Annotated in this window: 15 protein-coding genes; 13 read left to right on the top strand and 2 right to left on the bottom strand. The window is 52.2% G+C overall.

The window, feature by feature from the left end:
• Positions 1-64: 64 nt before the first annotated feature.
• From SF3052 to exbD, 3 genes are read left to right on the top strand one after another with little or no spacing between them, the layout of a single operon-like run.
• Positions 65-220, top strand: a complete 156-nt coding sequence (locus tag SF3052) for a hypothetical protein (RefSeq protein NP_708823.1) — start codon at positions 65-67, stop codon at positions 218-220.
• A complete protein-coding gene (gene exbB / locus SF3051; protein NP_708822.1) occupies positions 213-947 on the top strand; it encodes a biopolymer transport protein ExbB in 735 nt (244 codons plus the stop codon). Before SF3052 ends, exbB begins: the two co-directional genes overlap by 8 nt.
• A 6-nt stretch (positions 948-953) precedes the next feature.
• Positions 954-1,379, top strand: coding sequence for a biopolymer transport protein ExbD (gene exbD / locus SF3050; protein ID NP_708821.1), 426 nt, complete (start codon positions 954-956; stop codon positions 1,377-1,379).
• 271 nt (positions 1,380-1,650) lie between these two features.
• On the opposite strand, the gene yghA is transcribed toward exbD, so the two are convergent.
• Positions 1,651-2,535: an oxidoreductase gene (gene yghA / locus SF3049; RefSeq protein ID NP_708820.1), complete on the bottom strand. Its 885-nt coding sequence runs from the start codon at positions 2,533-2,535 to the stop codon at positions 1,651-1,653.
• 190 nt (positions 2,536-2,725) lie between these two features.
• Here yghA and yqhA point away from each other — a divergent pair, with 190 nt between their 5' ends.
• Positions 2,726-3,220: a hypothetical protein gene (gene yqhA / locus SF3048; RefSeq protein NP_708819.2), complete on the top strand. Its 495-nt coding sequence runs from the start codon at positions 2,726-2,728 to the stop codon at positions 3,218-3,220.
• A 39-nt stretch (positions 3,221-3,259) separates the two neighbouring features.
• Here the strand turns inward: yqhA and SF3047 are convergent, their stop codons facing one another.
• Positions 3,260-4,300: an L-glyceraldehyde 3-phosphate reductase gene (locus SF3047; protein NP_708818.1), complete on the bottom strand. Its 1,041-nt coding sequence runs from the start codon at positions 4,298-4,300 to the stop codon at positions 3,260-3,262.
• A 117-nt stretch (positions 4,301-4,417) separates the two neighbouring features.
• On the opposite strand from SF3047, the gene SF3046 reads away from it, so the two are divergent.
• From SF3046 to hypA, 9 genes are all read left to right on the top strand, one after another.
• On the top strand, positions 4,418-5,344 hold the full coding sequence (locus SF3046; protein NP_708817.3) for a hypothetical protein: 927 nt from the start codon (positions 4,418-4,420) through the stop codon (positions 5,342-5,344).
• A 118-nt stretch (positions 5,345-5,462) separates the two neighbouring features.
• Complete coding sequence (locus SF3045; protein NP_708816.1) at positions 5,463-5,750, top strand: hypothetical protein; 288 nt, start codon at positions 5,463-5,465, stop codon at positions 5,748-5,750.
• 188 nt (positions 5,751-5,938) lie between these two features.
• Positions 5,939-7,057, top strand: a complete 1,119-nt coding sequence (locus SF3044; protein ID NP_708815.1) for a hydrogenase 2 small subunit — start codon at positions 5,939-5,941, stop codon at positions 7,055-7,057.
• A 2-nt stretch (positions 7,058-7,059) separates the two neighbouring features.
• On the top strand, positions 7,060-8,046 hold the full coding sequence (gene hybA, locus SF3043) for a hydrogenase 2 protein HybA (protein NP_708814.1): 987 nt from the start codon (positions 7,060-7,062) through the stop codon (positions 8,044-8,046).
• Positions 8,036-9,214, top strand: a complete 1,179-nt coding sequence (gene hybB, locus SF3042) for a hydrogenase 2 b cytochrome subunit (RefSeq protein NP_708813.1) — start codon at positions 8,036-8,038, stop codon at positions 9,212-9,214. The genes hybA and hybB overlap by 11 nt, the downstream gene beginning before the upstream one ends.
• Positions 9,211-10,914 carry a hydrogenase 2 large subunit gene (gene hybC / locus SF3041; protein ID NP_708812.1) on the top strand — a complete coding sequence of 568 codons (1,704 nt, stop codon included), beginning with the start codon at positions 9,211-9,213 and terminating at the stop codon, positions 10,912-10,914. The genes hybB and hybC overlap by 4 nt, the downstream gene beginning before the upstream one ends.
• Positions 10,914-11,408 (top strand): hydrogenase 2 maturation endopeptidase, encoded by a 495-nt coding sequence (gene hybD / locus SF3040; protein NP_708811.1) that lies wholly within the window; start codon positions 10,914-10,916, stop codon positions 11,406-11,408. Before hybC ends, hybD begins: the two co-directional genes overlap by 1 nt.
• Positions 11,401-11,889, top strand: a complete 489-nt coding sequence (gene hybE, locus SF3039; RefSeq protein ID NP_708810.1) for a hydrogenase 2-specific chaperone — start codon at positions 11,401-11,403, stop codon at positions 11,887-11,889. Before hybD ends, hybE begins: the two co-directional genes overlap by 8 nt.
• Positions 11,882-12,223 (top strand): hydrogenase nickel incorporation protein HybF, encoded by a 342-nt coding sequence (hypA, locus tag SF3038; RefSeq protein NP_708809.2) that lies wholly within the window; start codon positions 11,882-11,884, stop codon positions 12,221-12,223. The genes hybE and hypA overlap by 8 nt, the downstream gene beginning before the upstream one ends.
• The last annotated feature ends 70 nt before the right edge of the window (positions 12,224-12,293 follow it).

Here is a 12,293-nt window from a genome sequence, read left to right as displayed (position 1 = left end):
AGCATGAATATTCGCGGGCGCATCCTGAAGAATTGGCATAAAGCAGAAAATTTTCGCAAATGGCGTGCTGGTGACTTTTTTACTGCGTAAACGCAAGGAAAAGAAAGCAAAGGTACGGCAGTATGCAAATAGTAATGAGAACGACTATCAATTCGACGTCGTTTTGATATTATTATGCGCAGATTTTGTGACTTGCGTCCTGGAGATACACAGTGGGTAATAATTTAATGCAGACGGACCTTTCCGTCTGGGGTATGTATCAGTACGCCGATATTGTCGTTAAGTGCGTGATGATTGGGCTTATTTTGGCCTCTGTAGTCACCTGGGCAATCTTCTTCAGTAAGAGCGTAGAGTTCTTCAATCAGAAGCGTCGCCTTAAGCGCGAGCAGCAACTGCTGGCTGAAGCACGTTCCTTAAACCAGGCCAACGATATCGCCGCTGATTTTGGTAGCAAAAGCTTAAGCCTGCATTTGCTCAATGAAGCGCAGAATGAGCTGGAACTGTCAGAAGGCAGCGACGATAACGAAGGTATTAAAGAACGTACCAGCTTCCGTCTGGAGCGTCGGGTCGCCGCAGTGGGTCGTCAAATGGGCCGCGGTAACGGCTATCTGGCAACCATCGGCGCGATTTCTCCGTTCGTTGGTCTGTTTGGTACGGTCTGGGGCATCATGAACAGCTTTATTGGTATCGCGCAAACGCAGACCACTAACCTGGCAGTCGTTGCGCCGGGTATCGCAGAAGCTCTGTTAGCAACGGCAATCGGCCTCGTGGCAGCGATTCCTGCGGTCGTTATCTATAACGTATTTGCACGCCAGATTGGCGGCTTTAAAGCGATGCTGGGTGATGTTGCAGCGCAGGTATTGTTGCTGCAAAGCCGTGACCTGGATCTGGAAGCCAGCGCCGCTGCGCATCCGGTTCGTGTCGCACAAAAATTACGCGCAGGATAATGTCCGATGGCAATGCATCTTAACGAAAACCTCGACGATAACGGCGAAATGCATGATATCAACGTGACGCCGTTTATCGACGTGATGTTGGTTCTGCTGATTATCTTTATGGTGGCGGCACCGTTAGCGACGGTAGATGTGAAGGTGAACTTGCCTGCTTCTACCAGCACGCCGCAGCCGCGCCCGGAAAAACCGGTTTATCTGTCGGTGAAGGCAGACAACTCGATGTTTATCGGTAACGATCCGGTCACCGATGAAACAATGATTACGGCGTTGAATGCGTTAACCGAAGGCAAGAAAGACACCACCATCTTCTTCCGAGCGGACAAAACCGTCGATTACGAGACGTTGATGAAGGTAATGGATACGCTGCATCAGGCGGGTTACCTGAAGATAGGTCTGGTCGGCGAAGAAACCGCCAAAGCGAAGTAAAGTAGAATTGCCTGATGCGCTACGCTCATCAGGCCTACAAAATCTATTGCAACATGTTGAATCTTCGTGCGTTTGTAGGCCGGATAAGGCGTTCACGACGCATCCGGCATTAGGTGCTCAATGCCTGATGCGCTACGCTTATCAGGCCTACAAAATCTATTGCAACATGTTGAATCTTCATGCGTTTGTAGGCGGATAAGGCGTTTTCGCCACATCAGGTAAGAGTGAATTCACAATGATGCCCGGTTGCTTTTCACAACCGGGCATTTTTTTAACCTAAATGCTCGCCGCCGCACACGCCGTGCACTTCTGCGGTGACGTAGCTCGACTCCTGACTTGCCAGATAAACATATACAGGGGCCAGTTCCGCCGGTTGCCCCGCACGCTTCATCGGCGTTTTCTGACCAAACTGCGGGATCTTATCCTGCGTTTGTCCGCCGGAAATTTGCAGTGCCGTCCAGATAGGGCCTGGCGCGACAATATTCACCCGAATACCTTTCTCCGCGACCTGTTTTGCCAGGCCACGGCTGTAGTTCAGAATCGCCGCCTTCGTAGCCGCATAGTCCAGTAAATGCGGACTTGGCTGGTATGCCTGGATTGACGAAGTGGTGATGACACTTGCACCTTTCGGTAGCAGGGGGATCGCTTCCTGGGTTAGCCAGAACAGCGCGAAAACGTTAATGGCAAAGGTCTTTTGAAACTGTTCGCTGGTGAGGTCTGCAATATCCGGAATGGCAACCTGTTTCCCGGCGACCAGCGCCATAATATCCAGCCCGCCTAACGCCTTGTGCGCTTCGTGAACCAGCGAACGGGCGAATTTCTCATCGCTTAAATCGCCTGGCAGCAGAACGGCTTTGCGTCCGCATTCTTCAATGATCTTTTTCACATCCTGAGCGTCTTCTTCTTCCACGGGAAGATAACTGATCGCCACGTCAGCCCCTTCACGCGCGTAAGCGATGGCGGCAGCGCGACCTATTCCGGAATCGCCCCCTGTCACCAGTGCTTTACGATCTTTCAGGCGACCGCTACCAACATAGGTTTTCTCGCCGCAATCCGGTATCGGTGTCATCTTCGCCTGGATGCCTGGCGTCGGTTGTTTCTGTTTGGGATATTCACCAGTGTAATACTGCGTGGTCGGGTCTTTTAAATGAGACATCGTTTTTCTCCCTTCAGGTTCAACGTCCTTTAAGGGTAGACGCTCTCGATGCGTTGATAAGGGAACCAGGAAGATCCCTAAACCTCAGAATTATGCGACAAAGGTTTAACGTATATGTTGATTTGCTGTTGCGTGCTGTTTACTCAATTGCGATATACTGTTGCCCGTTTTAACTACACGACAGGAATGTATGGAACGTTTTCTTGAAAATGCAATGTATGCTTCTCGCTGGCTGCTTGCCCCCGTGTACTTTGGCCTTTCGCTGGCGTTAGTTGCCCTGGCGCTGAAGTTCTTCCAGGAGATTATTCACGTACTGCCGAATATCTTCTCGATGGCGGAATCAGATTTGATCCTCGTGTTGCTGTCGCTGGTGGATATGACGCTGGTTGGCGGTTTGCTGGTGATGGTGATGTTTTCCGGTTATGAGAATTTCGTCTCACAGCTGGATATCTCCGAGAACAAAGAGAAGCTGAAGTGGCTGGGGAAAATGGACGCAACGTCGCTGAAAAACAAAGTAGCAGCGTCGATTGTGGCAATTTCTTCCATTCACTTACTGCGCGTCTTTATGGATGCGAAAAATGTCCCGGATAACAAACTGATGTGGTACGTCATTATCCATCTGACGTTTGTGCTTTCTGCATTTGTGATGGGCTATCTTGACCGACTGACTCGTCATAATCACTGATCTGATTCGGGCGCGGTTCGCGCGCCCGTTATTAACAGGTCATTTATCGGACGACGCCTGCCACAGATTCAGCTCGCCATCGGCGATATGCTGATCAATCTGCGCCAGCTCCTCGGTGCTAAATGTCAGATTATTCAGCGCCTGCACGTTCTCCTCTAGTTGCTCCGCGCGGCTGGCACCAATCAATACCGACGTCACGCGATCATCTTTCAGCAACCAGCTTAACGCCATTTGCGCCATTGATTGTCCACGCTGCTGTGCCATTTCATTCAATAAGCGCAGGCTGTTGAGGTTGGCTTCGGTAAGCATTTTCGGCGTCAGACCACGAACTTTATTCCCTTCACGATGCATCCGTGAATCTTGCGGAATGCCGTTGAGATATTTTCCGGTCAGCAATCCCTGAGCCAGAGGAGTAAAGGCAATACAGCCCACGCCGTTATTTTGCAGGGTATCCAGCAGGCCGCTTTTATCCACCCAGCGGTTCAGTAAATTGTACGAAGGTTGATGAATTAAAAGCGGAATTTTCCACTCGTGCAGCAACTCGACCATTTTTTGCGTCCGCTCTGGCGAGTAAGAGGAGATCCCGACATACAGCGCCTTACCGCTTTGTACCGCATGAGCCAGCGCAGAGGCGGTTTCTTCCATCGGCGTATTTTCATCGACGCGATGAGAGTAAAAGATATCGACATACTCAAGCCCCATACGCTTCAGGCTTTGGTCGAGGCTGGCGAGCAGGTATTTACGTGAACCGCCAGAGCCGTACGGGCCGGGCCACATATCGTAGCCAGCCTTGGTAGAGATAATCAGTTCATCGCGATAAGCAGCAAAATCCTCGCGCAGCAGGCGACCAAAGTTCTCTTCTGCGCTTCCTGGAGGCGGCCCGTAATTGTTGGCTAAATCAAAGTGCGTAATGCCTAAATCAAACGCTTTACGCAGGATTGCACGCTGTGATTCCAGCGCGTTAACGTGACCGAAATTGTGCCATAAACCGAGCGATAATGCGGGCAGGCGTAAACCACTTTTTCCGCAATAGCGGTACTGCATCTGCCCGTAACGTTCGGGATTCGCTAACCAGACCATGACCTCTCCTTTCCACCGTTCAATTTCGAAACAATGTTTCTAGTTTAGCGATTCGCCAGCGCGTATCCCGTAGTCTGGCTCACAGAGTGACGAAAAACTGGGCAAAAACACGCGCTTATGCTTTGCTTAAAAAAACACCAGTTGAGGAATGCAACGATGCCGCGTTTAACCGCCAAAGATTTCCCACAAGAGTTGTTGGATTACTACGACTATTACGTTCACGGGAAAATTTCGAAACGTGAGTTCCTCAACCTTGCGGCGAAGTATGCGGTGGGCGGGATGACGGCATTAGCGTTGTTTGATTTGCTCAAGCCAAATTATGCGCTGGCGACTCAGGTAGAGTTTACCGACCCGGAGATTGTTGCTGAGTACATCACGTATCCTTCGCCAAATGGTCACGGCGAGGTACGGGGTTATCTGGTGAAACCCGCAAAAATGAGCGGCAAAACGCCAGCCGTGGGGGTGGTGCATGAGAATCGTGGACTGAATCCGTATATCGAAGATGTGGCACGGCGAGTGGCGAAGGCGGGGTATATCGCCCTGGCACCTGACGGATTAAGTTCCGTTGGAGGTTATCCGGGAAATGATGATAAAGGTCGTGAGCTGCAACAGCAGGTTGATCCAACCAAACTGATGAATGATTTCTTTGCCGCAATTGAGTTTATGCAACGCTATCCGCAAGCGACAGGTAAAGTGGGTATTACCGGATTTTGCTATGGCGGTGGCGTATCGAACGCGGCGGCTGTCGCGTATCCGGAACTGGCCTGCGCGGTGCCGTTTTATGGTCGTCAGGCACCCACTGCCGATGTGGCGAAGATTGAAGCGCCTTTACTACTCCACTTCGCGGAACTGGACACCCGAATCAACGAGGGCTGGCCTCCTTACGAGGCGGCGTTGAAAGACAATAATAAGGTTTATGAGGCTTATATCTATCCGGGGGTTAATCACGGATTCCATAATGATTCCACGCCCCGTTATGACAAATCTGCCGCCGATCTTGCCTGGCAAAGGACACTGAAATGGTTCGATAAATATCTCTCCTGATAGGTTTATCTCTTACGGGATTACGTCTTAAACAAGTATGAAAAAATAGCGTGCGCAAAAGTCGTTCTTTGCCTAAAATATCGTTATATATGGCGATATATAACGAATGAGGTGAACGATGAATAACCATTTTGGTAAAGGCTTAATGGCGGGATTAAAAGCAACGCATGCCGACAGTGCGGTTAATGTGACAAAATTCTGTGCCGATTATAAACGCGGTTTTGTATTAGGCTACTCACACAGGATGTACGAAAAGACCGGAGATCGCCAGCTTAGCGCCTGGGAAGCGGGTATTCTGACGCGCCGCTATGGACTGGATAAAGAGATGGTAATGGATTTCTTTCGTGAGAATAATTCCTGTTCTACGTTGCGCTTTTTTATGGCCGGTTATCGCCTCGAAAATTGATCAAACATACGTATTATCTTGCTTTAATTAATTACACTAATGCTTCTTCCCTTCGTTTTAGCGCCCCGCCGCAGTATCATGATATCGATAACCATAATAAATGTGTGGTAAATGGCGCATCGATCGCATTATTGATTTTGCGATTGAGGCAAAATATATGCCAGGTTCTCGCAACGGAATAACTATAAATGACTGGAGATAACACCCTCATCCATTCTCACGGCATTAACCGTCGTGATTTCATGAAGCTTTGTGCAGCATTAGCCGCCACCATGGGGTTAAGTAGCAAAGCCGCTGCAGAGATGGCCGAATCGGTTACTAACCCGCAGCGTCCGCCAGTTATCTGGATTGGCGCGCAGGAGTGCACCGGTTGTACGGAATCTCTGCTTCGTGCAACGCATCCAACGGTAGAAAACCTCGTGCTGGAGACTATCTCTCTGGAATATCACGAAGTGCTTTCCGCCGCCTTCGGTCATCAGGTCGAAGAGAACAAACATAACGCTCTCGAGAAGTACAAAGGGCAGTATGTGTTAGTGGTGGATGGTTCCATCCCATTAAAAGATAACGGTATTTATTGCATGGTTGCCGGTGAGCCGATTGTGGATCACATCCGCAAAGCGGCGGAAGGCTCAGCAGCCATTATCGCTATTGGTTCCTGCTCCGCGTGGGGCGGTGTTGCCGCAGCTGGAGTTAACCCAACTGGCGCAGTCAGCTTGCAAGAAGTTCTGCCAGGCAAAACCGTTATCAATATTCCGGGCTGCCCGCCGAACCCGCACAACTTCCTCGCGACCGTTGCGCACATCATCACTTACGGCAAACCGCCGAAACTGGATGACAAAAACCGTCCGACCTTCGCCTATGGCCGTCTGATTCACGAACACTGCGAACGTCGCCCGCACTTCGATGCTGGTCGTTTTGCCAAAGAGTTCGGTGATGAAGGCCACCGCGAAGGCTGGTGCTTGTACCACCTCGGCTGTAAAGGGCCAGAAACTTACGGCAACTGCTCAACGCTGCAATTCTGCGATGTTGGCGGTGTGTGGCCGGTGGCGATTGGTCACCCGTGCTATGGCTGTAACGAAAAAGGTATCGGCTTCCATAAAGGCATCCATCAGCTTGCCAACGTCGAAAATCAGACTCCGCGTTCACAGAAACCGGATGTTAACGCTAAAGAGGGCGGCAACGTCTCTGCAGGCGCTATTGGTTTGCTCGGCGGTGTGGTTGGGCTGGTTGCCGGTGTCAGCGTGATGGCGGTGCGTGAACTGGGTCGTCAGCAAAAGAAAGATAACGCTGACTCACGGGGAGAATAACCGTGAACAGACGTAATTTTATTAAAGCAGCCTCCTGCGGGGCATTGCTGACGGGCGCGCTGCCGTCTGTCAGTCATGCGGCTGCTGAAAACCGCCCGCCAATTCCGGGATCGCTGGGGATGTTGTACGACTCGACCTTGTGCGTAGGCTGCCAGGCTTGCGTCACCAAGTGTCAGGATATCAACTTCCCTGAACGTAACCCGCAAGGGGAACAGACCTGGTCGAACAACGACAAACTGTCGCCGTATACCAATAACATCATTCAGGTGTGGACCAGCGGCACAGGGGTCAACAAAGACCAGGAGGAGAACGGCTACGCGTACATTAAGAAACAGTGTATGCACTGCGTCGATCCGAACTGTGTCTCTGTGTGCCCGGTCTCTGCACTGAAAAAAGATCCGAAAACCGGCATTGTCCATTACGACAAAGACGTGTGCACCGGTTGCCGTTACTGCATGGTCGCCTGTCCGTACAACGTGCCGAAGTACGACTACAACAACCCGTTTGGTGCGCTGCATAAGTGCGAGCTGTGCAACCAGAAAGGTGTGGAACGTCTCGATAAAGGCGGTCTGCCTGGCTGCGTAGAAGTGTGCCCGGCGGGCGCGGTGATTTTCGGTACGCGTGAAGAGCTGATGGCGGAGGCGAAAAAACGTCTGGCGCTGAAGCCTGGCAGCGAATACCACTATCCGCGTCAGACGCTGAAATCTGGCGACACTTACCTGCATACGGTGCCGAAATATTATCCGCATCTGTACGGCGAGAAAGAGGGCGGCGGTACTCAGGTTCTGGTACTGACGGGTGTGCCTTATGAAAATCTCGACCTGCCGAAACTGGACGATCTTTCTACCGGTGCGCGTTCCGAAAATATTCAACACACCCTGTATAAAGGCATGATGCTACCACTGGCTGTGCTGGCGGGCTTAACCGTGCTGGTTCGTCGCAACACCAAAAACGACCATCACGACGGAGGAGACGATCATGAGTCATGATCCACAACCGCTGGGCGGCAAAATCATCAGTAAACCGGTCATGATTTTTGGACCGTTAATCGTCATCTGTATGCTCCTGATTGTGAAGCGTCTGGTGTTCGGTCTGGGCTCTGTCTCTGACCTGAACGGCGGCTTCCCGTGGGGCGTGTGGATCGCGTTTGACCTGCTGATTGGCACCGGCTTTGCCTGTGGCGGCTGGGCGCTGGCGTGGGCGGTATACGTCTTTAACCGTGGGCAATACCATCCGCTGGTGCGTCCGGCGCTGTTGGCGAGTCTGTTTGGTTACTCACTGGGTGGCTTGTCGATCACTATCGACGTGGGTCGCTACTGGAACCTGCCGTACTTCTACATTCCGGGTCACTTCAACGTGAACTCGGTACTGTTCGAGACGGCGGTCTGTATGACCATCTACATCGGCGTGATGGCTCTGGAGTTTGCTCCGGCACTGTTTGAACGTCTGGGCTGGAAGGTGTCGCTACAACGTCTGAACAAGGTGATGTTCTTCATCATCGCGCTCGGTGCGCTGCTGCCGACCATGCACCAGTCTTCAATGGGGTCGCTGATGATCTCGGCGGGCTACAAGGTGCATCCGCTCTGGCAGAGCTATGAAATGTTGCCGCTGTTCTCGCTGCTGACGGCGTTCATCATGGGCTTCTCGATTGTCATCTTTGAAGGTTCACTGGTGCAGGCGGGTCTGCGTGGCAACGGTCCGGATGAAAAGAGCCTGTTCGTCAAGCTGACCAACACCATCAGTGTGTTGCTGGCGATTTTCATCGGGCTGCGCTTTGGCGAGCTTATCTATCGCGACAAGCTGTCGTTAGCGTTTGCCGGTGACTTCTACTCCGTGATGTTCTGGATTGAAGTCCTGCTGATGCTCTTCCCGCTGGTCGTTCTGCGTGTGGCGAAGCTGCGTAATGATTCCCGTATGCTGTTCCTGTCAGCACTGAGCGCACTGTTAGGTTGTGCAACCTGGCGTCTGACCTATTCGTTGGTGGCATTCAACCCGGGCGGCGGTTACGCCTACTTCCCGACCTGGGAAGAACTGTTGATTTCTATTGGTTTTGTGGCTATTGAGATTTGCGCTTACATCGTACTCATTCGTCTACTGCCGATACTTCCTCCTTTAAAACAAAACGATCATAATCGTCATGAGGCGAGCAAAGCATGAGCCAGAGAATTACTATTGATCCGGTAACCCGTATTGAGGGGCATTTACGCATCGATTGCGAAATCGAAAATGGCGTCGTTTCGAAAGCATGGGCTTCCGGTACCATGTGGCGCGGCATGGAAGAGATCGTGAAAAACCGCGATCCGCGCGATGCATGGATGATTGTGCAACGTATCTGTGGCGTATGTACTACCACTCACGCGCTGTCTTCCGTTCGTGCGGCAGAAAGTGCGCTGAATATCGACGTTCCGGTTAACGCGCAATACATCCGTAACATCATTCTGGCTGCGCACACCACGCATGACCATATCGTTCATTTCTATCAGCTTTCGGCGCTGGACTGGGTGGACATCACTTCTGCACTGCAAGCTGACCCAACCAAAGCCTCCGAAATGCTGAAAGGCGTTTCGACCTGGCATCTGAACAGTCCGGAAGAGTTCACTAAAGTTCAGAACAAGATCAAAGATCTGGTTGCCAGCGGTCAGTTGGGTATTTTCGCCAATGGCTACTGGGGTCACCCGGCGATGAAACTGCCGCCGGAAGTGAACCTGATTGCGGTAGCGCACTACCTGCAGGCGCTGGAGTGCCAGCGTGACGCTAACCGCGTCGTGGCGCTGCTGGGCGGTAAAACGCCGCACATTCAGAACCTGGCTGTGGGTGGTGTCGCGAACCCAATCAACCTCGACGGGTTGGGCGTGTTGAACCTTGAGCGCCTGATGTACATCAAGTCTTTCATCGACAAACTGAGCGACTTTGTTGAGCAGGTTTATAAGGTTGATACCGCGGTTATCGCCGCGTTCTACCCGGAATGGCTGACGCGCGGTAAAGGTGCGGTGAACTACCTGAGCGTGCCGGAATTCCCGACCGACAGCAAAAACGGCAGCTTCCTGTTCCCGGGAGGCTACATTGAGAATGCGGATCTGTCCTCGTATCGTCCGATCACTTCTCATTCCGATGAATACCTGATCAAAGGCATTCAGGAAAGCGCGAAGCACTCCTGGTATAAAGACGAAGCGCCACAGGCGCCGTGGGAAGGTACCACCATTCCGGCTTATGATGGTTGGTCTGACGACGGGAAATATTCCTGGGTGAAATCACCGACTTTCTACGGCAAAACGGTAGAAGTGGGTCCGCTGGCTAATATGCTGGTGAAACTGGCGGCAGGTCGCGAATCTACCCAGAACAAACTGAATGAAATCGTTGCGATTTATCAGAAACTGACTGGCAACACGCTGGAAGTGGCACAGCTGCACTCCACGCTGGGCCGTATTATTGGTCGTACCGTTCACTGCTGTGAATTGCAGGATATCCTGCAAAACCAATACAGTGCACTGATCACCAATATCGGCAAAGGCGATCACACCACCTTTGTGAAGCCGAACATTCCGGCAACGGGTGAGTTCAAAGGTGTTGGCTTCCTCGAAGCGCCGCGCGGTATGCTCTCTCACTGGATGGTTATTAAAGACGGTATCATCAGCAACTACCAGGCGGTTGTTCCATCAACCTGGAACTCTGGTCCGCGTAACTTCAATGATGACGTCGGTCCTTACGAGCAGTCGCTGGTGGGTACACCGGTTGCCGATCCGAATAAACCGCTGGAAGTGGTGCGTACCATTCACTCCTTCGACCCGTGCATGGCCTGTGCGGTACACGTAGTGGATGCCGACGGCAACGAAGTGGTTTCAGTGAAGGTTCTGTAATGCGTATTTTAGTCTTAGGGGTCGGCAATATTTTGCTGACCGATGAAGCCATCGGCGTGCGGATTGTCGAAGCGTTAGAGCAACGATACATTCTGCCGGATTATGTTGAGATCCTCGATGGCGGCACGGCGGGAATGGAGCTGCTTGGCGACATGGCAAATCGCGATCATCTGATTATTGCGGATGCCATTGTGTCGAAAAAGAACACTCCGGGAACGATGATGATCCTGCGGGATGAAGAAGTTCCGGCGTTGTTTACCAACAAAATCTCTCCGCATCAGCTTGGCCTGGCCGACGTATTGTCGGCCCTGCGCTTCACCGGTGAGTTTCCGAAAAAGCTGACCCTGGTCGGCGTGATCCCGGAATCGCTGGAGCCACACATCGGCTTAACGCCGACGGTTGAAGCAATGATTGAACCTGCGCTTGAGCAGGTTCTGGCTGCGCTGCGCGAATCAGGCGTGGAAGCCATCCCACGGGAGGCGATTCATGACTGAAGAGATAGCAGGTTTCCAGACCTCCCCGAAGGCGCAAGTACAGGCAGCGTTTGAAGAAATTGCCCGGCGTTCGATGCACGATCTCTCTTTTCTGCATCCTTCAATGCCGGTGTATGTTTCTGATTTTACGCTGTTCGAAGGTCAGTGGACGGGGTGTGTGATCACCCCGTGGATGCTGAGTGCAGTTATCTTCCCCGGCCCGGATCAACTCTGGCCGCTGCGCAAAGTGAGTGAAAAAATTGGTCTGCAACTGCCGTATGGCACCATGACCTTTACCGTTGGCGAACTGGACGGTGTTTCGCAATACCTCTCCTGTTCGCTGATGTCGCCGCTTTCGCACAGCATGTCGATTGAAGAAGGCCAACGCCTGACGGATGACTGCGCACGAATGATCCTTTCGTTGCCAGTCACCAATCCGGATGTACCACACGCAGGGCGTCGCGCCCTGCTGTTTGGCCGCAGGAGGGGCGAAAATGCATGAGTTGTCGCTTTGCCAGAGCGCCGTTGAAATTATCCAACGGCAGGCGGAGCAGCACGATGTTAAGCGCGTCACCGCCGTGTGGCTGGAAATTGGCGCGCTCTCCTGCGTTGAGGAGAGCGCCGTCCGTTTTAGTTTTGAAATTGTCTGCCACGGAACGGTGGCGCAAGGGTGCGATTTACATATCGTCTATAAACCCGCCCAGGCCTGGTGCTGGGATTGCAGCCAGGTGGTGGAGATTCATCAGCACGATGCGCAGTGTCCGCTCTGTCACGGCGAGCGGTTGCGTGTCGATACCGGCGATTCGCTGATCGTCAAAAGTATTGAAGTTGAATAAGACTGAGGACAACGCCTAAAAAGCGCACGGACGGTCCCCTCGCCCCTCCGGGGAGAGGGTTAGGGTGAGA

It is taken from the genome of Shigella flexneri 2a str. 301 (assembly GCF_000006925.2).
Taxonomy (GTDB): Bacteria; Pseudomonadota; Gammaproteobacteria; order Enterobacterales; family Enterobacteriaceae; genus ECMA0423.
The sequence above is the reverse complement of the archived record's forward strand: the minus strand, read 5'-3'. Positions and strand labels throughout refer to the sequence as shown.